Origin of the sequence: Pseudomonas sp. SGAir0191 (assembly GCF_002812565.2) — a bacterium.
In the GTDB taxonomy this organism is placed as follows: domain Bacteria; phylum Pseudomonadota; class Gammaproteobacteria; order Pseudomonadales; family Pseudomonadaceae; genus Aquipseudomonas; species Aquipseudomonas parafulva_B.
In genome coordinates, this window is record NZ_CP025035.2 from 931,381 (window position 1) to 954,337 (window position 22,957).

The 22,957-nt window shown below is 63.0% G+C and carries 27 protein-coding genes; 14 read left to right on the forward strand and 13 right to left on the reverse strand.

Annotated features, from left to right (window positions below):
* Positions 1–3: 3 nt before the first annotated feature.
* The 3 genes from CWR53_RS04155 to CWR53_RS04165 all read right to left on the reverse strand — a co-directional run bounded on the left by CWR53_RS04155 (position 4) and on the right by CWR53_RS04165 (position 1,842).
* Positions 4–564 carry an antibiotic biosynthesis monooxygenase gene (locus tag CWR53_RS04155; RefSeq protein ID WP_058604878.1) on the reverse strand — a complete coding sequence of 187 codons (561 nt, stop codon included), beginning with the start codon at positions 562–564 and terminating at the stop codon, positions 4–6.
* A gap of 173 nt (positions 565–737) precedes the next feature.
* Positions 738–1,355: a hypothetical protein gene (locus tag CWR53_RS04160; RefSeq protein WP_100850887.1), complete on the reverse strand. Its 618-nt coding sequence runs from the start codon at positions 1,353–1,355 to the stop codon at positions 738–740.
* Positions 1,356–1,413: 58 nt separating this feature from the next.
* On the reverse strand, positions 1,414–1,842 hold the full coding sequence (locus CWR53_RS04165; RefSeq protein ID WP_058604880.1) for a PAS domain S-box protein: 429 nt from the start codon (positions 1,840–1,842) through the stop codon (positions 1,414–1,416).
* A gap of 111 nt (positions 1,843–1,953) precedes the next feature.
* Here CWR53_RS04165 and CWR53_RS04170 point away from each other — a divergent pair, with 111 nt between their 5' ends.
* Entirely contained in the window at positions 1,954–2,409 is a 456-nt protein-coding gene (locus CWR53_RS04170) for a flavodoxin (RefSeq protein ID WP_058637204.1), read from the forward strand.
* Between the two features lie 223 nt (positions 2,410–2,632).
* Positions 2,633–3,535, forward strand: coding sequence for an alpha/beta fold hydrolase (locus CWR53_RS04175; RefSeq protein WP_058604882.1), 903 nt, complete (start codon positions 2,633–2,635; stop codon positions 3,533–3,535).
* Positions 3,536–3,785: 250 nt separating this feature from the next.
* On the opposite strand, the gene CWR53_RS04180 is transcribed toward CWR53_RS04175, so the two are convergent.
* Positions 3,786–4,568 carry an IclR family transcriptional regulator gene (locus CWR53_RS04180; protein ID WP_058604883.1) on the reverse strand — a complete coding sequence of 261 codons (783 nt, stop codon included), beginning with the start codon at positions 4,566–4,568 and terminating at the stop codon, positions 3,786–3,788.
* Between the two features lie 169 nt (positions 4,569–4,737).
* Between CWR53_RS04180 and hmgA the strand changes: the two genes are divergently transcribed.
* Genes hmgA through maiA form a run of 3 tightly spaced genes read left to right on the forward strand, consistent with a single transcriptional unit; the run spans position 4,738 to position 7,977 of the window.
* The gene (gene hmgA, locus CWR53_RS04185) at positions 4,738–6,039 is read left to right on the forward strand and encodes a homogentisate 1,2-dioxygenase (protein ID WP_100850888.1); all 1,302 of its coding nucleotides are present in this window, start codon (positions 4,738–4,740) and stop codon (positions 6,037–6,039) included.
* A 3-nt stretch (positions 6,040–6,042) separates the two neighbouring features.
* Complete coding sequence (gene fahA, locus CWR53_RS04190; protein ID WP_100850889.1) at positions 6,043–7,335, forward strand: fumarylacetoacetase; 1,293 nt, start codon at positions 6,043–6,045, stop codon at positions 7,333–7,335.
* A gap of 12 nt (positions 7,336–7,347) precedes the next feature.
* Positions 7,348–7,977, forward strand: coding sequence for a maleylacetoacetate isomerase (gene maiA / locus CWR53_RS04195; protein ID WP_100850890.1), 630 nt, complete (start codon positions 7,348–7,350; stop codon positions 7,975–7,977).
* Between the two features lie 40 nt (positions 7,978–8,017).
* Here maiA and CWR53_RS04200 read toward each other — a convergent pair whose 3' ends face one another.
* Both CWR53_RS04200 and CWR53_RS04205 read right to left on the reverse strand, forming a co-directional pair.
* Entirely contained in the window at positions 8,018–8,359 is a 342-nt protein-coding gene (locus CWR53_RS04200; protein ID WP_100850891.1) for a hypothetical protein, read from the reverse strand.
* 160 nt (positions 8,360–8,519) lie between these two features.
* On the reverse strand, positions 8,520–9,326 hold the full coding sequence (locus CWR53_RS04205; protein WP_100850892.1) for a SirB1 family protein: 807 nt from the start codon (positions 9,324–9,326) through the stop codon (positions 8,520–8,522).
* A 122-nt stretch (positions 9,327–9,448) separates the two neighbouring features.
* Between CWR53_RS04205 and CWR53_RS04210 the strand changes: the two genes are divergently transcribed.
* The gene (locus CWR53_RS04210; protein WP_100852584.1) at positions 9,449–10,468 is read left to right on the forward strand and encodes a Glu/Leu/Phe/Val dehydrogenase dimerization domain-containing protein; all 1,020 of its coding nucleotides are present in this window, start codon (positions 9,449–9,451) and stop codon (positions 10,466–10,468) included.
* Positions 10,469–10,510: 42 nt separating this feature from the next.
* Here CWR53_RS04210 and CWR53_RS04215 read toward each other — a convergent pair whose 3' ends face one another.
* Positions 10,511–10,774, reverse strand: coding sequence for a YebG family protein (locus CWR53_RS04215; RefSeq protein WP_058604888.1), 264 nt, complete (start codon positions 10,772–10,774; stop codon positions 10,511–10,513).
* Between the two features lie 217 nt (positions 10,775–10,991).
* On the opposite strand from CWR53_RS04215, the gene CWR53_RS04220 reads away from it, so the two are divergent.
* Positions 10,992–11,462 carry a phosphate-starvation-inducible protein PsiE gene (locus CWR53_RS04220; RefSeq protein WP_100852585.1) on the forward strand — a complete coding sequence of 157 codons (471 nt, stop codon included), beginning with the start codon at positions 10,992–10,994 and terminating at the stop codon, positions 11,460–11,462.
* A gap of 3 nt (positions 11,463–11,465) precedes the next feature.
* On the opposite strand, the gene CWR53_RS04225 is transcribed toward CWR53_RS04220, so the two are convergent.
* The 3 genes from CWR53_RS04225 to CWR53_RS04235 form a co-directional block, all read right to left on the reverse strand.
* Complete coding sequence (locus CWR53_RS04225; protein ID WP_058637196.1) at positions 11,466–11,756, reverse strand: DUF3509 domain-containing protein; 291 nt, start codon at positions 11,754–11,756, stop codon at positions 11,466–11,468.
* Positions 11,757–11,916: 160 nt separating this feature from the next.
* Positions 11,917–12,264 (reverse strand): HPF/RaiA family ribosome-associated protein, encoded by a 348-nt coding sequence (locus CWR53_RS04230; protein WP_058604891.1) that lies wholly within the window; start codon positions 12,262–12,264, stop codon positions 11,917–11,919.
* Between the two features lie 10 nt (positions 12,265–12,274).
* Complete coding sequence (locus CWR53_RS04235) at positions 12,275–12,505, reverse strand: hypothetical protein (RefSeq protein WP_138031806.1); 231 nt, start codon at positions 12,503–12,505, stop codon at positions 12,275–12,277.
* Here CWR53_RS04235 and CWR53_RS04240 point away from each other — a divergent pair.
* The 6 genes from CWR53_RS04240 to CWR53_RS04265 all read left to right on the forward strand — a co-directional run bounded on the left by CWR53_RS04240 (position 12,504) and on the right by CWR53_RS04265 (position 18,795).
* The gene (locus CWR53_RS04240; protein WP_058604892.1) at positions 12,504–12,809 is read left to right on the forward strand and encodes a DUF3649 domain-containing protein; all 306 of its coding nucleotides are present in this window, start codon (positions 12,504–12,506) and stop codon (positions 12,807–12,809) included. The genes CWR53_RS04235 and CWR53_RS04240 overlap by 2 nt on opposite strands.
* Positions 12,806–14,383 (forward strand): PepSY domain-containing protein, encoded by a 1,578-nt coding sequence (locus CWR53_RS04245; RefSeq protein ID WP_100850893.1) that lies wholly within the window; start codon positions 12,806–12,808, stop codon positions 14,381–14,383. The genes CWR53_RS04240 and CWR53_RS04245 overlap by 4 nt, the downstream gene beginning before the upstream one ends.
* Entirely contained in the window at positions 14,383–14,709 is a 327-nt protein-coding gene (locus tag CWR53_RS04250) for a DUF3325 domain-containing protein (protein WP_100850894.1), read from the forward strand. The genes CWR53_RS04245 and CWR53_RS04250 overlap by 1 nt, the downstream gene beginning before the upstream one ends.
* Before the next feature lie 4 nt (positions 14,710–14,713).
* On the forward strand, positions 14,714–15,283 hold the full coding sequence (locus CWR53_RS04255) for an RNA polymerase sigma factor (RefSeq protein ID WP_100850895.1): 570 nt from the start codon (positions 14,714–14,716) through the stop codon (positions 15,281–15,283).
* The gene (locus tag CWR53_RS04260) at positions 15,280–16,266 is read left to right on the forward strand and encodes a FecR family protein (protein WP_100850896.1); all 987 of its coding nucleotides are present in this window, start codon (positions 15,280–15,282) and stop codon (positions 16,264–16,266) included. The genes CWR53_RS04255 and CWR53_RS04260 overlap by 4 nt, the downstream gene beginning before the upstream one ends.
* A gap of 138 nt (positions 16,267–16,404) precedes the next feature.
* A complete protein-coding gene (locus CWR53_RS04265; protein ID WP_100850897.1) occupies positions 16,405–18,795 on the forward strand; it encodes a TonB-dependent siderophore receptor in 2,391 nt (796 codons plus the stop codon).
* Here CWR53_RS04265 and CWR53_RS04270 read toward each other — a convergent pair.
* Positions 18,792–19,679, reverse strand: coding sequence for a helix-turn-helix domain-containing protein (locus CWR53_RS04270; protein WP_058604898.1), 888 nt, complete (start codon positions 19,677–19,679; stop codon positions 18,792–18,794). The genes CWR53_RS04265 and CWR53_RS04270 overlap by 4 nt on opposite strands.
* Positions 19,680–19,860: 181 nt before the next feature.
* On the opposite strand from CWR53_RS04270, the gene CWR53_RS04275 reads away from it, so the two are divergent.
* Positions 19,861–20,763, forward strand: a complete 903-nt coding sequence (locus CWR53_RS04275) for a DMT family transporter (RefSeq protein ID WP_058604899.1) — start codon at positions 19,861–19,863, stop codon at positions 20,761–20,763.
* Positions 20,764–20,819: 56 nt separating this feature from the next.
* On the opposite strand, the gene CWR53_RS04280 is transcribed toward CWR53_RS04275, so the two are convergent.
* The gene (locus CWR53_RS04280) at positions 20,820–21,794 is read right to left on the reverse strand and encodes a D-glycerate dehydrogenase (RefSeq protein WP_100850898.1); all 975 of its coding nucleotides are present in this window, start codon (positions 21,792–21,794) and stop codon (positions 20,820–20,822) included.
* A gap of 73 nt (positions 21,795–21,867) precedes the next feature.
* Positions 21,868–22,797 carry a LysR family transcriptional regulator gene (locus CWR53_RS04285; protein WP_058604901.1) on the reverse strand — a complete coding sequence of 310 codons (930 nt, stop codon included), beginning with the start codon at positions 22,795–22,797 and terminating at the stop codon, positions 21,868–21,870.
* Positions 22,798–22,957 lie beyond the last annotated feature (160 nt).

A 22,957-nucleotide genomic window follows, 5' to 3' on the forward strand; every position in this document is an offset into this window, starting at 1 on the left:
CGCCTACCGGCTACGCCAGGCGTGTTCGCGTGCCGCCGACCCCTGCAACCAGCCCGCCAGCAGGTGCGTTGAAAGGGGGATGAACAGGTACACCATCAGGGGGGTGAGCGCCAGGGTGCTGACGAGCACGCGTGGCAACAGGTCCATGCCTGCCAGCCAGTGACCGAACAGCATGTTAAAGGCCAGTGACACCGGAAAGAATGCCAGCCAGATCGCCGTGGCCTGTTTCCAACGGGGTGGTTTACGCACCAAGGCAGTGCCGAACCAGTCGTTTATGCCACTGACCCGTGCCTCCCTGGGGCGCTCGAACAGCCCGTTGCCGCGCTTGAGCCAGGCGCGCCGCGAGGCCGAATGTTCCCAGGCATGCAAGGTCGGCTCATCGCTGAAGCGGAAGATGATCTGGAATTCATCGCCGTCGCGCGGCGGTGCGAGAATCCCTGAGCCCAGGTAGCCAGGGAAGTCGGTGGCCAGCTGTTCGCCCTCATGGAGCCAGGCCAGCAGTTCTTCATAGCGGCCATCGGCGGCGCGCCGCGACACCATCAAGGTGACGGGGGATCTAGACATCGTGTATCTCCTGACGACGAGGCTGGCGGGTAGCTGGCCCCTTGGCTGTGTCGGCCGGGGTGGTGGTCGACTCAGTTAGGCATGCAAGAAGTGGGCGCGGATTATGGCGTATCGACCGAGCGGGCGTAAGCCACCGCCGTGGGAGAACACGGTGCGTTCGTCGGGTGTCGTCCTCAGCCGGGCATTTGCGTATGCAACTCAGGGTGAGCAAGCCGGTGCTTGTGGAGGATGAAATCGCGCAGGCGTTCGATGTCTTCCTGGGGAGTACCACTCAGGTCATAGGCGGCCTTGGAGCCGTCGATACGCCGGCCCAGCTTGCCGTGGAGCTCGATCGGGCAGACACCGTCCGGGGCGAATCGGAGCGTGAAGAATTCAGGGGCGTCTAGCAGGTCGTGCACGTACACAAGCACGCCTTTGACAGAGATGTCGCACACCCAGAGCCCGCTCTCGTCACCGTGGGCGTCGAGCAACGCACAGGGCGGATCAAGGGTCAGTCGCCATGGGCGCAGCCTGGGGCCTATCTCGAAGATATCGGGCGCGCCCAGTTGCAATTGCAGCGTATGAGACTCGTCCTCGATCAGCTGCAGCGGAATGCTGATCTGCTGGTTGTCGACATGGGCCTGCAAGGTGACCTGCTCATGCGCGACCAGGCGGGTGAGCAGTCCCTGGATGCGGCTATCCCCATTGACCAGAAGGCTCGTCATGGCTTCGGCCACGTCAAACTGCGGGGAATGCTGGACATCCTGGATATAGTCCAGCTCATCCTGGGTCAAGAGTGTGTCGGGGGGCATGTTGAAACTCGATGTGAAGGGTTCTACGGCCCGATTGACTCCGAAACGCAACCTTGGTTCACGCGCCATCACCGGCTTTCTGACGAGCGCGCAGCTCAGCCAGTTCGCGTTCCATTTCCACTTGCCGGGTAACGTCCTTCTGAATGCCGATGTAGTACAGGCGCTGGTCAGCCGCGTGCCTTAGCGGGGTAATGGACAGCTCGTTCCAGAAAGCGGTGCCGTCCTTGCGGTAGTTACGCAGCACTTCACGGCATGCCCGGCCCTCGGCCAGCGCTTTGCGGATGCGCGCGCGGCCCAGTTGGTCACGGTCGTCCCCCTGCAGAAAGCGGCAATCCTGGTACAGGATTTCATCCCGGCTGTAGCCGGTGAGACGCTCGAAAGCCGCGTTCACGTAGATGAGGATGGTGTCGTCGCCTTCCTGTTCGGCGACCACGATACCGTCGTCCGAGGCATCGACCATCGATTGCAGCAACTGCGCATTGATCATGTCTGGGTCATGCAGTGAAGGAATGAGGGCCGCGGGCGTTGCCACGGCCTTGTGCCAGCGCTGGGTGCTAGTATCCTACGATTTCACTCAGTATCGGAATCCTTTTCCCTGATGAAAGTCGTCATTATTTCCGGATCGGTGTACGGCACCGCCGAAGAAGTTGCCCGTCACGCCGAATCGCTGCTCAAGGCCGCTGGCCTGGAAGCCTGGCACGCCAACCGAGCCTCTTTGCAAGACCTGCAGGCGTTCGGCCCGCAGGCCGTACTGGCGGTGACCTCCACCACAGGCATGGGCGAGTTACCCGACAACCTCATGCCCCTCTACAGCGCCCTGCGCGACACCCTGCCGGCCGACTGGCGTGGCCTGCCGGGTGCAGTCATCGCCTTGGGCGATTCCAGTTACGGCGATACCTATTGCGGTGGCGGCGAACAGATGCGCGAGCTGTTTGCCGAACTTGGCGTGCAGGAGGTGCTGCCCATGCTGCGGCTCGATGCCAGCGAAACCGTGACACCGGAAACCGATGCCGAGCCGTGGCTGGCTGAACTGGTGCAGGCACTGAGCGCCTGACGTTTTTGCAGGACGGATACGCAGCCGGCACCAGGCAGGCTGCGCCTACCGCTGGTGCAGGTGACTCGCTCAGTCATCAAGCTGGCTGGCAACGCAAGTTCAAGCGCCTCGGCCGCTGGCTAGACTGTGTCTCGCACAGAGAGCACATGCAAGTGCCGAGGTGACATGCAATGACAGCAGCCTTGCCTTATCGCGTTCACATCCCTTAACCCGGTGCCTTCCGATGCCCATGGCCGAAATTCCATTGTGCGTCTGGCGTACCCGGGGACAGAGTTTCACATTCCGGGGCCAGAGCATCCGCTACTGGACCGCAGGGCAAGGAACGCCCCTGCTTTTGCTACATGGTTTTCCTACAGGCAGCTGGGACTGGCATTACTTGTGGGGCCCTCTGGCCCAGCGCTATAGGGTGGTGGCCTGCGACATGCTGGGGTTCGGCGATTCGGCCAAGCCAGTTGATCACGCCTATAGCCTGATGGAACAGGCCGACTTGCAGCAGGCCTTGCTGGCTCACCTGCAGATCGACCAGCCGGTGGATGTGCTGGCTCATGATTACGGAGGTAGCGTGGCCCAGGAGCTGCTGGCTCGGCATCATGAGCAGCGCGCCAATATCGCCAGCTGCGTCTTTCTCAACAGCGGCCTGTTTCCTGAAGGTTGCCGCATGCTGTTACTGCAGAAGCTACTGCTAAGTCGTCTGGGCTGGCTGGTGGCGCGCTCGTTCAGCCGCGATGACCTGGTGCGTCACCTGACCCGTGTCTATGGGCCATGTACCCATCCGAGCGAAAGCGTGCTCGACGACTTCTGGAGCATGCTGGCTGCCAATCGCGGCACGCGCGTGCTGCACAGGCTTGCCGGCTACGTGCCTGAACGCTTGCAGCACCGTGATCGCTGGACGCAGGCGCTGCAGGGGGCGGTGCCGTTGCGTTTGATCGCCGGCGCAGTCGATCCCCTTTATGGCGCGCACATGGTCGAGCACTACCGTCGACACGTTCCGACCGCCGATGTCGTGCTGTTGCAGGGTATTGGCCACCATCCGCATACCGAGGCGCCGCAACAGGTGTTGCGTCATTACCTGGCGTTCAGGGAACCCGCCCAAGGGTTCGGCTCGCTCAAAGTGGCCAGGTTTTGACCCGATGACGTGGCAACCGGGCTCCTGAGGACCAAACGGCAGGCAAAAAAAACCGCTGCCTTTCGCAGCGGTCAATCGAGACGTCAGATCAAGGAGCTTCAAAATCTACGTCGATACACCTGACTGGCACCGCGAGCGGGGGGAGAGCCCTCGGTGCCAGCCAGTAATCCGATAATAAGCAATTGAATCGACTGGAAAAACCGCATACGGCGACATTCACCGTTACATACCAGGCAACAGTCTGCGGTGCTCAAGGGGCTGGGCAGTACCCCATGCGCCAGCTTGCCTCGCGCGTAGCAGCCAAAAGCCGCTGTGCCGCAGGGCCTTGTTCATCGGCATGAAACATCGACGTGGGCCCCACCACCGTCATCACCGCAGCGATCTGCCCCATGGCGTTGAAGATCGGCGCCGACAGCGCATCCACACCCGGCATCAGCAGCCCGTGGATATGGTGCAGACCGCGTTCACGTATACCTGCCAGCACCGTCTGATAATCCCCAGGCCCTAGCTTGAGCTGGGTCAGCTCGCGCGCCATCAAGTCCACGGTTTCCCGCTCAGGCAAATGGGCCGCGAACACCAGCCCGGTGGACGAGGTCAGCAGCGGCAATACCGAGCCAATCTGCGTCACCACGGTGACGGCGCGTACGGCCGGTTCGATGCTTACCACGGTCGCCCCCTGATTGCCCCACACCGCAATAAAGCAACTCTCGTTCAGTTCATCACGCAGCTGGGAGAGCGGCAGCGCGGCGACTTTCAGCACATCGATGCTGCCCAGCGCGGCCATGCCCACGCGCAAGGCTTCGCGCCCCAGGCCGTAATGATTGGTAGCCGCATTCTGTTCGGCGAACCCGCTGGCAATCAGGGCTTGCAGGTAACGATGCACCTTGCTCGCCGGCATCTGGACATGCTCTGCAAGCCTGGACAGTGACGTGGAGGGTGAGAGTTCGGCCAATGCCTTGAGGATGTCGGTGCCCACCTCGGCTGAGCGGACCTTCTGCTTGCCGTTGTCGGTAGGGGAGCTGGCTTTGGCCATCGGTAGGGTCATCCGCGAGTCATCGAGTCGCGCCTTTATAGCTTGACGCCTGGCGCAGAGCAAATTACGTTATCCGTAATCTGATTACGATAAAAACAATGCAGATGCGCCGCCGTTCCCTCGGGCAGCAGCAACTGCTCCCACAGGCCGCCCCGGCCCGGAGGCATCGATGAATCGCGACCCTTCACCTGACCTTCACTACCTCAGCGGTTTCGGCAACGAATTCACCAGCGAAGCGTTGCCAGGCGCCTTGCCGGTCGGGCAGAACTCGCCACAGAAAACCCCCTATGGGCTCTATGCCGAGCTGCTCTCCGGCACGGCGTTCACCATGGCCCGTCATGAGCTGCGCCGCACCTGGATGTACCGCATCCGGCCGTCAGCCGCCCATCCGCGTTTCGAGCGCCTGACGCGCCAGCCCCTGAACGAGGCGGGGGGCACGATCACGCCCAACCGCCTGCGCTGGAACCCGCAGCCCATCCCGCAAGCGCCAACCGACTTCATCGAGGGTTGGCTGCCCATGGCGGCCAATGGCCCTGCCAACGCGCCTGGCGGTGTGAGCATCTACATCTACAGCGCCAACCGCTCCATGGAGCGCGTGTTCTTCAACGCCGATGGCGAGCTGTTGCTGGTGCCTGAGCAAGGTCGGCTGCGCCTTGCCACCGAGCTGGGTGTGATGCAGGTGGGCCCGCTTGAAATTGCAGTGATTCCCCGCGGCATGAAGTTTCGTGTCGAACTGCTCGATGGCCATGCCCGTGGCTACCTGGCTGAAAACCACGGCGCGCCCTTGCGCCTGCCGGACCTGGGGCCTATTGGCAGCAATGGGCTGGCCAACCCCCGCGATTTCGAAACGCCGGTGGCCGCTTATGAACACACCACTGGGCCGGTACAGCTGGTACAGAAATTTCTGGGAGAGCACTGGGCGTGCGAGCTCCAGCATTCCCCATTGGACGTGGTGGCCTGGCACGGTAGCAACGTGCCTTACAAATACGACCTGCGTCGCTTCAATACCTTGGGCACAGTCAGCTTCGACCACCCGGACCCCTCGATTTTCACCGTGCTCACCTCACCGACCAGCGTGCATGGCCTTGCCAACATGGACTTCGTGATCTTCCCCCCGCGCTGGATGGTGGCCGAGAACACCTTCCGTCCGCCATGGTTCCACCGCAACCTGATGAACGAGTTCATGGGGCTGATCGACGGTGCCTACGATGCCAAGGCCGAAGGCTTCGTGCCCGGTGGCGCGTCCCTGCACAGCGTGATGAGTGCCCATGGCCCGGATGCCGAGACCTGCGACAGGGCCATAGCGGCCGAGCTGGCCCCGCACAAGATCGAGAACACCATGGCGTTCATGTTCGAGACCAGCCAGGTGCTGCGCCCGAGCCAGTACGCCATGTCCTGCCCGCAGTTGCAGGCCGACTACGACAGCTGCTGGGCCACCTTGCCCAGCACCTTCAACCCGAACCGGAGATAACCCATGAACCAACCCGCCATTGCTCGCAGCTGGGTGAGCCACGCCAATGGGCACAGTGACTTCCCGCTGCAGAACCTGCCCTTGGGTATCTTCAGTCGTGGCAGCGAAGCCAAGCGCTGTGGCGTGGCCATCGGCGATGCCATCCTCGACCTTGAGGCGGTGCTGGCCATGGGTTTGTTCGAAGGTCAGGCCAAGGCGGCGGTACTTGCCACCCAGGGCGGCACCTTGAACGCGTTTTTCGCACTCGGGCGCGCTGCGCGCGTGGCGCTGCGGGAGCGGCTGCTCGAGTTGCTCGGTGAGCAGTCCGAGCACCAGGCAATGCTGGAGGGGGCGCTTTATCCCGCCAGCACCTGCCAGTTGCATGTGCCGGCCCAGATCGGCGATTACACCGACTTCTACGTGGGCATCGAGCATGCCCGCAACATTGGCAAGTTGTTCCGCCCCGACAACCCCTTGCTCCCCAACTACAAGTACGTGCCCATCGGCTATCACGGCCGCGCATCGACCATTCGCCCCTCCGGGACGGATGTTCGCCGGCCCAAGGGCCAGACATTGCCTGCCGGCCAGAGCGAACCAAGCTTCGGCCCCTGTGCGCGGCTGGACTACGAGCTGGAGCTGGGCATCTGGATCGGGCAGGGCAACGACATCGGCCAGGCCATCCCCATCGGCGATGCCGCCGAACACATCGCGGGCCTGTGCCTGCTCAACGACTGGTCGGCGCGGGACATCCAGGCGTGGGAATACCAGCCACTGGGCCCGTTTCTGTCCAAGAGCTTTGTGACCACGATTTCGCCCTGGGTCGTCACGGCCGAGGCGCTGGCGCCCTTGCGCTGCGCTCAGCCGCCAAGGCCTCAAGGTGACCCCCAGCCGCTGTCCTACCTGCTCGACAAGCGGGACCAGGCAGCGGGTGCATTCGACATCGAACTGGAAGTGTTGCTGCTCACCGAGCGCATGCGCGAGGAAGGGGGGGCGCCGCACCGCCTGGCCCTGAGCAACACCCGCAGCATGTACTGGACGGTGGCCCAGTTGGTGGCGCACCACAGTGTCAACGGTTGCCAGTTGCAACCCGGCGACCTGTTCGGCTCCGGCACCCTGTCAGGTGTCACCCCAGGGTCCTATGGCAGCTTGCTGGAAATCACCGAGGGCGGTAAGCACCCGGTCGAGCTGCCCAATGGCGAAGTACGCAAGTTTCTGGAGGACGGCGACGAAATCATCCTGCGGGCACGGGGTGTGTGCGACGGTGAGGTGAGCATCGGGTTCGGTGAGTGCCGTGGTCGGGTCATTGCGGCCAACTGAGGAGACGCAGGCATGGAGCTGTATACCTATTACCGTTCCACCTCGTCCTACCGAGTGCGGATTGCCTTGGCCCTCAAAGGGCTGAGCTTCAGGGCACTCCCCGTCAATCTGCTGCAAGGCGAGCATCGGCAAGCCGGTTACCTGGGTATCAATGCCCAGGGCCGGGTGCCCACCCTGCGTACAGACGGTGGCGAGCTGCTCGTGCAATCTCCAGCGATCATCGAGTACCTGGAAGAGGCCTATCCGCAGCCCGCGCTGCTACCGGCAGGGGCGGCGCAGCGCGCCAAGGCGCGTGGGGTGGCGGCGATCATCGGCTGCGACATCCACCCCCTGCACAACGTCAGCGTGCTCAACCGCCTGCGTGAAGCGGGCCAGGATGAAGTGCAGATCAACCAATGGATCGGCCATTGGATAAGCCAGGGGTTGGGGGCTGTCGAACAGGTGATCGGCGAGGGTGGCTACTGCCTGGGCGATGCGCCTGGCCTGGCGGATGTCTACCTGATACCGCAGCTCTATGCCGCCGAGCGATTCGGGGTCGACCTTGGGGGTTACCCGCGCATTCGCAGGGTGGCGGCGTTGGCGCAGCAGCATCCGGCGTTCATACAGGCTCATCCTTCGCGTCAACCCGATACGCCTAAGTGAGAGCCTCGAGCCGCGGTTGAGCCGAGAAGTCGTTTATTGCCTAGCGTGGTTTGGGTGACTGCTCTGGAGCCTCATCATGCGCATCAGCTTTGCGTTCCTTGGCTGCGCTCGTGTAGGTCCTGTCGTTGAGCGACTGCAGGACGATTTGGTTATTTGTTAGCTGAGCTGCAAACTGAGCTTGTTGCATAGCCATGCTTTGAGCCTGTATTTCCTTGAGCTCCTTGAGCGTGGCATTGACTTCAACAAGTTGAGTGGCGATCTTCCTGAATTGAACGTTCGACACTTTCGGCTGTTCGCTCTCTTTACGCTGTTCGCACCCTGGCAACCCCATGAAAGTCAGCGTCAACGTGGTTATGGCAGTTATGCGTGTCGCTATGTTCAAAGCTTGCTCTCCTTGCTAATGGGTGCGCTGAGCCTTTAAGGCTGCGCACCCAGATAATCCGTTGTTCCAGATCATCACCAATTCTGGTGATCCAATCCAGTCACTTTTGCCCATACGCCATTACTCGCAGAAAGACGTTAGCCCCCCGGATCATCTGCCGTCAGTGAATCAAGCGATTGATCGAAGGCAACTGACCCAGCCGCTCGCTCAAAACCAGCCGCTGGACAGGGTCTTGTGTCAGCAGCAATGCATGCTCTAGGTCGAAGCGCTCGGCATGCGGGCAATCGAGCTGCCTGTACAGGTTGGCACGGGCCAGGTAGTCGCCGACCTGGGCGGGCCCCAGTTGCATGACGCGCTCGGCGTCGATCAGCGCCGCGAGTGGGGCATCATTGCTGGTGTGCAACTGGCGCAGGTTGCGTGACAGCCGTTGCAGCATCTGCATGGCGCTGGCCGGGCGCAAGTGCTCGGCGCTCAAGGCGGTACCCGGACCGTACTGGCGGACCAGCAGCTCCCGGCAATCATTGGGGTAAAGACGCCGACCGCCGCAGGGGTCGAGCAAATGGTCGGCACCCGGCACGCGCAACAGGAAATGCCCAGGGAAGGCGACGCCTTCGAGTGGAATGGACAGACGCTGCGCAAACTCCAGTGCCAGGATGGCCAAGGCCAGCGGTTGGCCGCGTCGCCTTGTCAGCACATGGTTCATCAAGGCAGCGTGAGGACGCAGCGGCAGGTATTCATCCTGTTGGAAACCCAACGCGTTGAGCTGGCGCAAGAGCGGCTGGGCAAGTTCAGTGACGCCAATCATGGGCAGGTGGATGCTGATGGTGTGCTGCATGTTCTGGAACACGGCCTGGCAGGCATCAGGATCGACGCTTGGGTCATGTTCGGCGGCGATCCACAGCGCAGCTTGCAGCAGGGCGGCAGGCGTGTTTTCAAGGCAGGCCAGGCAGGCTTGACGTGGCTTCATGGGCTTCTCCACTCACCCTTGAGTAATAGCCGGCCAGAGCGGTTTCGTCCAGTTGTCCGGTAGCCCGGCCCGCCCGTTTCAGGTGCCTATACTGGATGCTGCACCTCATGGGGAGCCAGGCCATGTTCGCACTGATGCAAAGCACCCGTACTCAGTCACTGCATGTGTTCAACGATCCGCAGACAGGCCTTGAGGCCGTCGTGGTCATTCACAGCGAGCGGTTCGGGCCGGCCATGGGCGGTTGTCGCTACCTGGCCTACACCGATCATGAGAGTGCGATCACCGACGCAGTCACCCTGGCCCAGGGCATGAGCTACAAGGCGGCAATGGCGGGCCTGCCTTTCGGGGGCGGCATGGCGGTCATGCTGCGCAGCCCGCAGGTGAACGACCGCGCTGCCTTGTTCGAAGCATTCGGCCGCTGTATCGATAGCTTGCAAGGGCGGCTACTCATCGCCCTGGACAGCGGCACCTCGACACTGGACATGGATTGCCTGGCGCAGGGCACCCCCCATGTTGTCAGCACGACAGCGCTGGGTGACCCTGCCCCACATGCGGCGATGGGGGTATTCGCGGGCCTGCGCGCCACCGCCCATGCGCGGCTGGGCAGCCACAACCTGGAAGGGCTGCGTGTCGCCGTCCAGGGGTTGGGAAGTGTAGGGTACGCGCTGGCCGAACACCTGCACGCAGCAGGTGCAGACCTGCTGGTCAGCGACCTGGAGCCTGGCCGAGTGCGACTTGCAGTAGAGCAGTTCGACGCACAACCGATTGCCCACGATGCGCTCCCCAGTACACCGTGCGACATCTTCGCCCCCTGCGGCATAGGCCCGGGATTGAATGGGCAAAGCGTGATGCAGTTGAGGTGCGCGGCAGTGGCGGGTGCTGCAAACAACCAACTGGCATCGTTGCACGTTGCCGACCAGTTGGAAGGGCGGGGGATTCTGTATGCACCTGATTACGTGATCAACGCAGGTGCCCTGATCTACTCAGCGCTGGCCCATAGGGGCGAAAGAGCGGAGGCGATCACCGCCCATATTGCCCGTATACCCACCCGCCTGACCGAAGTGTTCGGCCATGCCCAGGCTGAAAAGCGTTCGCCTGCACGTGTGGCGCAGGCGCTGGCAGAACGTTTGTTGTACGACTGAATACAACGCCCCAGGCTTCGTCGCTCAAAGGCCTAGCGATCGCTATTGAGCAGCATCGCCCTCGAGCAGTTCACCCAGCGCGTCTGGCTGGCTCTTGAACGCCCTGGCGAACACATCGCGGTTCTTGGCCATATAGATACCGGCTTCTTCTACCTGCTGTTCGCTCAACGATGGCACAGCCTTGTGCAGGACTTCTGCCAGGCGCTCAGCCAGTTCGAGCATCTTGTCGTGACGGTCTGCTTCGGCCTTATCCATGAACAAGCGCTCCGGGTCGCGGCTGCTGCGATACACCACTTCGACGGCCATTCATCACCTCTATGCCTTTTTGCTGTTAACGATTTACTGTATCGATATACAGTAATGGCATTCCCTGAATCGCGCAACCCTGAATTTCCCAGGTGGTGCGCGTGTCCTGCATCACACGACCACCTTCCAAGCCCTGTGCCTGGCCCTTTAACTGCATGGCACAAGCGTCATACAGGTAGCGGATCATTTTTCAGAGAGCTTCGGGGAGTCATTGATCGTGAACATGAAATGGGCAGAAAAACTGCGCAAAGGCCTGCACGGCTCAGCCGATTCGCTGGGCAACCTGTGCGTCGAAGGCTTTCACTACCTGGCCTTGTTCGGCATCGGTGCGATAACGGCCTATGCCGCTGTGGTGACGTTTCTGGACATGCTCGGCAAAGGTGGGATCAGCGTGGATGACATCCTGCTGCTGTTCATCTACCTGGAGTTGGGCGCCATGGTGGGTATCTACTTCAAGACCAACCACATGCCCATCCGCTTTCTGCTGTACGTGGCCATCACCGCGCTCACCCGCCTGTTGATTGGCGACGTGTCGCACCACAAGGCGCCCGATGTGGGGCTGCTGTACGTGTGCGGGGGCATTCTGCTGCTGGCATTCGCCATTCTGGTGGTGCGCTACGCGTCGTATCGCTATCCGTCGACCAAGGTGCTGGACGCCAGCGGCAAGGATGTGGAAGAGGGCAAGTGACCCTCAGTTGGCCACGACGTTGCGTGCTTGACCACCACTGGGGCGCGTAAGGGCGGCGAGCACTTGCATGGGGTTCTGGCTGCGATCTATCGCCAGGCCCAGGCGGATGCTGTCGATGACCCGTTGCAAGCGAGCGGGGTCATTGCGTTGCGCCTGGCTGATCAAGCGTTTGGCGGCGATGCCCGCCTCGTCAGACAAGGTGAGCATGATGCTCCCGTCGAGCGCCTCGATGCTCAGGTTGACCCGGTACTGGGGGCTGAACGCTGCACTGATCTGATCGAATGGATTGGTCATGATGGCGCTTCTGCAACGTGATGATGCAGAAATTGACTGGTGGGGGTGGGACCGGGTTCCAACCGTTTATCGGTCGTGGCACGGCGGCAGTGGTGCAAGGCTGAGCCCTTGCGGCTGGATAAGACAAGGGCCGCTGCGCGGCCCTGTCCTGGTCAGGCGATCAAGCCTCCGGGTCGCTCAGTTCCAGCACGCCACGCTTGCTGCGCAACTTGCCGTACAGGTGCTCCAGCGCATGGGTCAGCTTGGTGGCCGCGCCTTCCACCGCCTGGTCAAGCGAGTTGGCCGTGTGGGTCACCGAGATCGGCTGATGGCCTTTGGGGCGAGCCTCCATCTGGCAGCGCTTGTCCTGTGGTCCGGGTTTGCCGCCGTTTTCATCGCGCAGGTGCACCTCGATACGGGTGAGGTCTTCCTCGTAGCGCTCCAGCGTGTCTTGCACCGTGTTGCGGACCCACTCGTCGAGCCGGGCATTGCCATCGATGTGGTTGCTGCTGTTGACCTGGATTTGCATGATTCAATCCTTATTCAGCTTGCTCGCATGGAGACGCCAGGTCCTTGAGACCCTTGGAATTTCTGCGCCTCTTGACTCTAAGGTCAGGCAAGCCAATAGCGAATTCAACCCCCTCGTGAAAATAAATGTCTTGTAGCAAAGCCGATTGCTCACTTTTGTCCGGCACGCTGTCGGCCAGGCTTTGCATATGAGAATCCATATCATTATTATTGCTGGCTTCAACATTTCCGGACTTGGCCATGACCCGTAAACCCGCCAGCCTCACGCCCAGCTATCGCCTGGCCGTGGCTTCACGCAGCCTGGCGGCGTTGCTTGGCGGTTATCTGTTGGCGTCTACGGCCAGTTTCTGCGTGGCTGTGTCGCTGCCCATAGCGCCGGTCGACGCCACGCTGATCGGCCTGATGCTGTCGTTCGTGTTCTACGTGTTGGCCTTCATCGGTTGCTTTGCCTGCCGTGACGCCTGGCGGGCGTGGCTGGGCGTGTTGATACCGAGCCTGGTGCTCGGGCTGCTCGGCGCGCTGGTCCATTGGATGAAATTGTCATGAAAGACGGCTTTCGCCAGGCGATGGCCTGGCTGCATACCTGGACGGGCCTGCTGTTCGGCTGGCTGCTCTTTGCCATCTTCCTCACCGGCACCCTGTCGTATTTCAAAGAAGAAATCACCCACTGGATGCAGCCTGAGATAGGCCATTACGCACCCAACCCGCAAGCCGCGCTGGGAGCGGCGCAGCGCTATCTGCAAGGTCAGGCGCCCGCTTCGCAAAGCTGGTTCATCCGCCTGCCCAATGAGCGTGAAGCAGGGGTGAAGGTCGGGTACCGGGATGCGAACGGAGGGCCTCGCGGCTTCGTCACCCAGACCCTCGATGCGAAGACGGGCGAGCCCGTCATGGCGCGCGACAGTCGCGGCGGGGAGTTCTTCTACCGGTTCCACTTCCAGCTGCAGATGCCTTATCCGTATGGCCGCTGGCTGTCGACATTCTGCGCTCTGATCATGCTGCTCGGCCTGGTCACCGGCATCATCACCCACAAGAAACTGTTCAAGGAGTTCTTCACCTTTCGCCCTGGCAAGGGCCAGCGCTCCTGGCTGGACGGCCACAACGCCATCGGCGTGCTGGTGCTGCCGTTTCACCTGATGATCAGCTACAGCAGCCTGGTGCTGTTCATGTACCTGGTCATGCCCGCAGGGCTGATGGCGCATTACGGTGATGACACCTCGAAGTACTTCAATGATTTGTTTGGGGGAGGGCAGGCACCCAAGGCAGCCCAGGTCGCCGCGCCGCTTGCACCACTGCCGGCGCTCTATGCCCAGGTCCAGGCGCTGCAACCGGGGGCGCGGGTGGGCAACATTCGGGTCGAGAACCCGGGCGACAGCAACGCACGGGTCACCTTCACCCAGTCTGCCGCCGACCACGTTGCCTATCGGCGCAGTGCCAACTGGACCTTCGACGGCGCCACAGGCGCGCTGCTCGAACAAGGCAAGCCCGAAAGTGGCGCCATGCTGACGGCATTCAGTTTCGCCGGATTGCACATGGGCAATTTTGCCGGCCCTTGGCTGCGGTGGCTGTATTTCTGCTTCGGGCTGGCAGGCACTGCCGTGATCGGGACCGGCCTGGTGATGTGGTTGGACAAGCGCCAGCTCAAGCATGCCAAGGCCCCGCGCGTTCCGCGTGAGCTGCGTCTGGTGGAAGTACTCAACATCGTCAGCATGAGCGGGCTGCTGTTGGCAGTGGCCAGCTTTTTCTGGGCTAACCGGCTGCTGCCGACGGCGCTTGAAACCCGTGCCGACTGGGAGGTCAATGCGTTCTTCATGGCATGGGGCCTGGCGCTGGTGCACGCGATGGCGCGTAGCGGTCGCCGGGCCTGGGGCGAGCAGCTGGCGCTCGGGGCGCTGGCCTTCACGCTGTTGCCACTGCTCAACGCGCTGACGACCGCGCACGGGCTCAACCACGCCATCATCGATGGCGATTGGAGCATGGCTGGGTTCGATCTCACCGCTTTGGGCTGCGGCCTGTTCCTGGCCTGGCTGGCAAGCAAGAAGCTGCGCCCTGCGCTGGCCTTGGCCAAGCCTTCCCGTTCACGCGCCAGCCAGGTTGGCCATGAAACGGCGCAGGCCCGGTGATGCTCGGTATCGCCCTGATCGCCTTCGCGGGTTTCGCCGCCTTGTGTCTGGCCATGCCCAAGCACTTCCAAGCGCTGCTGGGCCGCGCGCCTGGTCCAGGACAACCGCGGCTGTTACGAGCGAGCGGCTGGCTCATGCTGCTGGTTTCATTGGCCCTTGGCGTGCAGGCGCGGGGCTGGGCTCATGGTCTTGTGGAGTGGACGGCCGTTGCGATGGCAGGTGTGACCTTGTGGGTGTTCGGGCTGGCGTACCTGCCTCGCTTGCTGGTCGGCCTGGCCGCCGTCAGCGCATTGCTGGGGCCGTTGCTGGTCCTGTTAGCCGGGTGATGCCATGAGCCCCACGACGCAGAACGACGGCTCAGAGGGTGAATCGAGCGCTCGTGCCCGCTTTATCCAAGTGTTCATGGCCCAGCGCGCGCGCATGGAGGCCCTGGTCAGTCGCCGGGTAGGTTGCCGAGCCACCGCCTCCGACTTGGTCCAGGAGCTGTTCCTGCGCTTCTGGGGGCGTGCGCAAGTGAAGGTCGAAGCCCTGGACACCTACTTGATGCGCTGCGCCGGCAACCTGGCCATCGATCACCTGCGCAGCGAAAGCAGCCGCCAGCGTGCTTTGGCCGATGTTTCACAGGGCAGCGCGCATATTGTGAGCCAGACGCTGGAGCAGACCCTGGAGGTGGACGACGATCTGCAACGCATCGAAAACGCCTTGCGTGCGCTGCCCGAGCGTACCCGGCAAATCTTTCTGCTCAACCGTGTCCACGGCTGCACGTACAGCGAAATAGCACGCGCCATGCAACTGTCCCAAAGCGCTGTGGAAAAACATATGATGCGTGCCCTGCAAGCGTGCAAGGCCAGTGTCGCCCAGGCCGCGCCCATTCCACGACGACCACGGGGCACGCCGTGACCACCACGTTACCTGCTGTTACCCAAGCGCAGTCCGAGGCCGCCCTGCAGTGGCTTGTACGCATCAATGGGCAGCCCGAGCAAGCCCGCAGTGCGGCGTTCAGGCGTTGGCTGCTGGCCGACCCGCGGCATCCGGTTGCGTACGAGCAGGCGCAGGCGCTGTGGAACCACAGCGCCCCCGCTGCGGCGACCCTGGCCGATGAAGACCAGCTGGCCCTGCAACATTACCTCGACCGGATGAGCCCGCCCGCTGCCAGGCGCCCCGGACGTTGGCGTGCAGGGGCGTTGGCCATGGCCGCTTGCCTGATCATGGCCATCGGCATGCTCGGTGGGTGGCAGCCCGGTCATTGGCTGCTGGACCTGCGTGCCGACTACAGCACGTCGGCCGAACGGCGCGAAGTGACCTTGCCAGACCACTCGGCGGTCACGCTGGACGCCCACAGTGCGATTGCCGTGCAATTCGAAAACGGCCAGCGCGGCGTGCGGTTGCTGCACGGTGCTGCGTTCTTCAAGGTCACCCACACCGGCGAGCCCTTTGTGGTGCAGGCCGCGGATGGGCAGGTGCGAGTGCTGGGCACCGAGTTCGAAGTGCGCGAGCAGGGCGCCGCCACCCAGGTCACCGTCCGCGCCGGTCGCGTGGCGGTCAGCCCGTCCAAGGGGGCCATGGCACGTGAGTTGATTGCCAATCAGCAGGTGAGCTACGGCGCGGGGCAGGTCAGCCACACGTTGTCGGTCGACAGCGCGCAGCACCTGGCATGGCGCGAGGGTTGGCTGACCTATTCCCAGGCGCCCCTGGCCCAGGTGGTTGAGGAATTGGGTCGCTATTACCCCGGCCACATCGTGCTGCTGAACGAGGCTTTGGGGCGGCGTGAAGTCAGTGGCAGCTTCCCCATTGCCGAACCCTTGCAGGCGCTGGATTCACTGGGCGCAGTGCTCGGCTTTTCGCGTCAGACAGTGCTTGGTCGGTTCACGGTTATCCGTTGATTGCTGGTCGTTGACCACCCTATTTCATGCCCTCCAAAAAAACTTCCTACCGCAGGTGAGGTAACAGCACGCCATAACCGTGTAGTGCGTGAAAGTGCGATTCATTCGCACTCAATACCCTCTCTCAGGTCAGCGTCCATGAAGTCTACCTTGCGTTGCGTTCCCCTTTGGCTCGGTCTTGCAGTACTCCCGCCGTTCATCTACACCCAGGCGGCGAGTGCGGCGCAACGCGCGCAAGCTTATACCTTCGACCAACCTGCCCAGCCACTGCTCCAGGCCCTCGCCGCCTTCAGCCGCGTCACCGGGCAGAGCGTGGTCCATACCCTGACGCTACCTGCCGTGCAAGCGCCTGCGCTGCACGGGGCCTTGAGCGCCGAGCAGGCGTTGCAACGCTTGTTGGGTAATGCCGGGCTGACCTGGCAACGGGTCGATGCCCATACCTTCACCCTGCAGGCACTGGACACCGCCGGTGCCTTGAACCTGCAGGCCACCACCGTGACTTCGCAGCTCGACAGCTTGAGCTATCAGCCGCCGACCACCACCTCGATCATGCGCGGCCAGGGCCCCACCCAGGACATCCCCCAGGCGATCAACGTGGTGCCCGCCCAAGTACTGCGCGACCAGGCGCCGCGCAACCTGGACGATGCCCTGGCCAACGTCAGCGGCATTACCCAAGGCAACAATTTCGGCGGTACCTCCGACACCGTCATGAAGCGGGGCTTTGGCGACAACCGTGACGGTTCGATCATGCGCGATGGCATGCCGTTGGTGCAGGGCCGCAGCCTCAGCGCCAGCACCGAGCGGGTCGAGGTGCTCAAGGGGCCGGCTTCGCTGTTGTACGGCATCCAGGATCCAGGCGGGGTGATCAACGTGGTCAGCAAGCGGCCCCAGCTGCAGGCCTACAACGCACTGACTGCACGCGGCTCGACCTACGGCGATGGCAAGAACGGCAGCGGTGGTGGGTTCGACAGCACCGGTGCGCTGGGCGACAGCAACTTGGCCTACCGCCTGATTGCCGACCACACGGACGAAGACTACTGGCGTAACTACGGCGTGCGCCGCGAGACACTGCTGGCCCCCTCGCTGGCCTGGCTGGGCGAGGATACCCAAGTAGTGGTGGCCTACGAGCACCGTGAATTTCTTTACCCGTTCGACCGCGGCACGGCCTTCGGCAACGACGGCCACCCGCTCAACATCCCGGCCACGCGGCGCCTGGATGAGCCGTTCAACGACATGCAGGGCCGCTCCGACCTCTACAGCCTGCAACTGGACCATCAGCTTGTCGACGACTGGAAGCTGCACCTGGGCTACAGCTTCAACCGGGAAACCTATGACGCCAGCCAGGTCCGCGTGACCGGGGTCAACCCGCGCACCGGCACACTGACGCGCAGCATCGATGGCACGCGCGGTGCCATGAGCCGAGACCAGTTCGTCACGGCGAGCCTGGCCGGCACGGTCCAGTTGGCAGGCCTGCAGCATGATCTGCTGGTGGGCCTGGACCATGAAGACCGCAAGGTGTACCGCGCCGACCTGATCCGCCAGACGCCGCGCACCCCCTTCAGCTACCTGAACCCTGTGTATGGGCGTGAAGTGGAGGGCAGCACAGTGCGCGCCTCCGACAGTGACCAGACCGACGAGCTGCGCACCGACGCCTTGTTCATGCAGGATGCGCTGCACCTGGACGATCACTGGATCCTGGTGGCCGGTGGGCGCTTCCAGCAATATGACCAGTACGCCGGTCGCGGGCGCCCGTTCAAGGCCAACACCGACATCAGTGGGCAAACCTGGGTCCCCCATGCGGGGGTGGTGTACAAGGTCGATGAACAGCTCTCGTTCTACGGCAGCTACAGCGAATCGTTCAAGCCCAACTCGACCATCGCCCCACTGGCCGGCAACGTGGTGCTCGACGGCGCCATCGCCCCGGAAGAGGGTAAGTCGTGGGAGCTTGGGGCCAAGCTCGACGTGCCAGGGCGCATCACCGGCACCCTGGCCTTGTTCGACATCACCAAGCGCAACGTTCTGGTGTCCAACTTCGATTCGAGCACCCGCGAGACGGTCTACAGCAATGCCGGTGAAGTGAACTCCCGGGGTGTCGAGCTGGACCTGACTGGCCAGTTGAGCGAGCGCTGGAGCCTGATCGGCAGCTACGCCTTCACCGATGCCAAGGTCACCCAGGACCCGGCCCTCAAGGGCAACCGCCTGCAGAACGTGGCGCGGCACGGCGCTTCGTTGTCCGCCGTTTACGATTTCGGCAGCCTGTTCGGTGGCGACAGCCTGCGCGCCGGTGCCGGGGCGCGTTATGTGGGCGAGCGTACCGGCAATGCCACCAACACCTTCGAGCTGCCGTCCTACACGGTGGCCGACGCCTTCGCCAGCTACGAAACCCAGCTGGACGCGCACACCGTTCGCCTGCAACTGAACGTCAAGAACCTGTTCGACAAGGTGTACTACAGCTCGTCGGTCAACCAGTACTTCGTGGCGGTGGGCGATGCGCGGCAGGTGAGCGTATCGGGCACCTTCGAATTCTAGCGACCAGCCCTGCGGCCCAGGGCCTGGCGATACTCCCCAGGCGTGGCCGCCAGCACCTGGCGAAAGCGATTGCTGAAATGGCTGGCACTGGCGAAACCGCAGGCCAGGGCCACCTCGCCCAAGGGCGCATGGCCCAGCCGCAGCAGCAGGCACGCCCGGTGCAGGCGCCGGGCCAGCAGGTATTGGTGGGGGGGCAAGCCGAAGCTCACGCGAAACATGCGTGCGAAATGGTACTCGGACAGGTTGCAGCGCACGGCCAGCTCGCCCAGGGTAAGGGCATGCTCCAGGTGTGCTTCGATGTAGTCGATCAACTGCCGGCGCTGGCTGGGCGCCAGCCCGCCCTTCAGGCGCAGCCCCTGGCGCAGGCCCACTTGGCTGAGCAAGGCATGGTCGACGATCTCGTGGGCCAGGCTGCTGGCCAGCAAACGTTCGGCCGGCTCGTTCCAGTCAAGGCCTGACAGCTGGCGAAAGCGCAGGGCCTGCCTGGGGTCGTCCATGAAGGTCGCCTCCTGCAGTTGCAGCGCCCGCGGCTCCCGGTCGAGCAGGCGTATGCACCCCAGCGCGAACTGCGCCGGGCTCACATACAGGTGGGCCATGCGGATGGCCCCGTTGATCACCCAGTTCGATTCGTGCTCGGCCGGCAATACGCACAGCTTGTCCGGAGCACCCTTGTCGGCCGGGCGTTGGCGCCGAAAGGTGCCGGTACCGTCAGCCAGATAGCAGGACAGGGTGTGGTGGCTGGGTGCCTGGTAGTCGCGGGCATCGTCGCGGTTGCGCCACAGCGCAGCCGCCAGCCCATCGCCCAGGTGCGCGCTGAGCTCCAGCCGGGCGTTGGGGGATGCATGCATGACATTGAACACTTGCAGCTGCGTGAATGGCGTCATTGGGGCCTACCTCTGCTGCACATGCTACTGCGGCCAAGGGCAGGTGACAGCGCCCTGATGCGCAAAAGCGCAAGTTTATGCAAGCAGGGCAAGGCCACCTGGCCAAATACTGGCGGTGCCCGTTACCCCAGGCATGCCTGCCTTGGCCGGGACACCCGTGGAAGGCCAAAGGAAACACACCATGAACCTGTCGCTCTACCTGCTCACCGTGCTGATCTGGGGTACGACCTGGATTGCCCTGAAATTCCAGCTGGGTGGGGTCGCCATCCCCGTATCCATCGTCTATCGCTTTGCCTTGGCAGCACTGATCCTGTTTGCCGTGCTGTTGCTCACCCGGCGCCTGCAGCCCATGGGTCGGCGCGGCCATCAGATCTGCCTGGCCCAGGGGTTATGCTTGTTCTGCATTAACTTCATCTGCTTTCTCAGTGCCAGCCAATGGATCGCCAGCGGCCTCATTGCCGTGGTGTTCTCCACCGCCACCTTGTGGAACGCGATCAATGCCCGGCTGTTTTTTGGCCGGCAGGTGGCCCCGCATGTACTAGGCGGTGGCGCCTTGGGGTTACTGGGCCTGGGCCTGCTGTTCTGGCCGGAGCTGTCGCACCATGCAGCCAGCCGCCAAACCCTCTATGGCCTTGGTCTGGCGCTGCTTGGCACCTTGTGTTTTTCGGCAGGCAACATGCTTTCGAGCGTGCAGCAGGCGGCCGGGCTCAAGCCCATGACCACCAATGCCTGGGGCATGGCTTATGGGGCAGGCATGCTGGCAATCGCCTGCCTGGTGGGTGGGATTCCCTTCGAAGTGGAGTGGAGCGCACGCTACGTGGGCTCACTGCTGTACCTGGCGGTGCCGGGCTCGGTGATCGCGTTCACCGCATACCTGACCTTGGTCGGGCGCATGGGGCCGGAGCGTGCGGCCTACTGCACGGTGCTTTTCCCGCTGGTGGCCCTGAACGTGTCGGCGGCCGTCGAAGGCTATCAATGGACGCCCACCGCCTTGCTTGGCCTGGTAGCGGTGATGGCGGGCAATGTGCTGGTGTTTCGCAAACCCAAGGCTGCGCGCAGCCCCGAGGTGCCTCGGCCTGCCTAGGCCTGTCCATGAAACAGGGCCGCATTGATTGCGGCCCGTGTCAGCTACGCCCGTGCTCAGCCTTTCCACACCTGAGGATTGACCAGGTCCCTGGGCCGTTCGCCCAGTAGCGCCGCGCGCAGGTTGTCGATGGCGCGGTTGGCCATGGCCTCGCGCGTCTCGGCGGTGGCCGAACCAATGTGGGGCAGGGTCAGGGCATTGGGCAGGCTGAACAGCGGCGAGTCGGCCAGGGGTTCCTTTTCATACACGTCCAGGCCGGCACCACGGATCGTGCCGTCCTGCAGGGCCTGGATCAGTGCCGCCTCGTCCACCACTGGCCCGCGGGCGATGTTGATCAAAAACGCCGAGGGCTTCATCAGCTTCAATTCGCGGGCGCCGATCAACTGGCGCGTGGCATCGGACAGCGGCACCACGATGCAGACGAAATCGGCTTCGCCCAGCAGTTGCTCGAGGCTACGCATCTGCGCACCCAGTTCCTGCTCCAGGGCCGTCTTGCGGCTGTTGCCGCTGTAGATGACCGGCATATTGAAGCCAAGGCGACCCCGCCGGGCGATGGCCGCGCCGATGTTGCCCATGCCGACGATGCCCAGGGTCTTGCCATGCACGTCACTGCCGAAAAGCGCAGGCCCCACGCTGGCCTGCCAATGGCCGGCCTTGGTCCAGGCGTCGAGCTCCGCGGTCCGCCTGGCGCAGCCCATGATCAAGTAAAAGCCCAGGTCAGCCGTACTTTCAGTGAGCACGTCCGGCGTATTGGTCAGGGCGATGCCGCGCTCGTTGAAGTAGTCCAGATCGTAGTTGTCGTAGCCCACCGACACGCTGGACACCACTTCGAGCTTGCCGGCCCCTTCGAGCTGGGCACGCCCCAGCTTGCGGCCCACGCCAATCAGGCCGTGGGCATGCGGCAGGGCTTCGTTGAACTGCGCGTTGACGTCACCGCGTTTGGGATCGGGCATGATCACGGTGAAGTCGTGCTGCAAGCGCTCGGCCATGGCCGGGGTGATCCGGCTGAAGGCAAGGACGGTCTTTTTCATCGTTCACCTGAAGGCAAAAGCCTGAAGCTACAGGTTGTGCGCAGCAGGCTGCAACCCTTGGCCCGGTGGTGGCTCAGTGCGCTTTCAAGTCGGCTTCATGGGCCGCGAGGATTTCCGGCAGCGAGTTACGCAGGTACTCCACCCACGTCTTGATCTTGGCGTCCAGGTACTGGCGCGACGGGTAGATGGCATACAGGTTCAGTTCCTGCAGCCGGTATTGCGGCAGGATTCGCACCAGGGTGCCGTTACGCAAGCCTTCGATGGCCGAATAAATCGGCAATACCCCCACCCCCATGCCACTGCGAATGGCTGTGCGCATCGCATCGGCCGTGTTGACCATGAACGGCGAGCTGGTGATGTTGACCATTTCCTGGCCTTCGGGGCCGTCGAACAGCCATTTTTCAAGCGGTATCACCGGGCTGACCATGCGCAGGCAGGCATGCTTGAGCAGATCGGCCGGTTTGTGCGGCACGCCATGACGGGCGATATAGGCCGGCGACGCGCAGACGATGCTGTAGGTGATGCCCAGCCGTTGCGACACGAAGCCTGAATCCGGCAGCTCGGTGGCCAGCACGATGGACACGTCGTAGCCTTCGTCGAGCAGGTCGGGTACACGGTTGGCCATGGTCAGGTCGAAGGTCACGTCCGGGTGCGATTCGCGGTAGCGGGCGATGGCATCGACCACGAAATGCTGGCCCACCCCGGTCATCGAGTGCACCTTCAACTGCCCGGCAGGGCGGGCATGGGCGTCGCTGGCCTCGGCCTCGGCTTCTTCGACGTAGGTCAGAATCTGTTCGCAGCGCATCAGGTAGCGCTTGCCGGCTTCGGTCAGTGCGATGCGGCGGGTGGTGCGGTTGAGCAGGCGTGTTTGCAGATGAGCTTCCAGGTTGGAGACGGCTCGCGAGACGTTCGCGGTGGTGGTATCCAACTGGCCCGCTGCGGCCGTGAAGCTGCCGAGCTGGGCCACGCAACTGAAGGCACGCATGTTTTGCAGGGTGTCCATGGGTCACTCTCGATGTAGAGGACAAAATTGTGTCACGAAGTCGCGCAACCAGGATGAAAAGTTGCCTTCGACCAAAGGCTGATTATCGCCGTTTCAGTAACAAAGATTCGCAGGAATCAGCGCTTATCGCCAGTGTGGCCGCCCCCTAGAATTGCCCAGC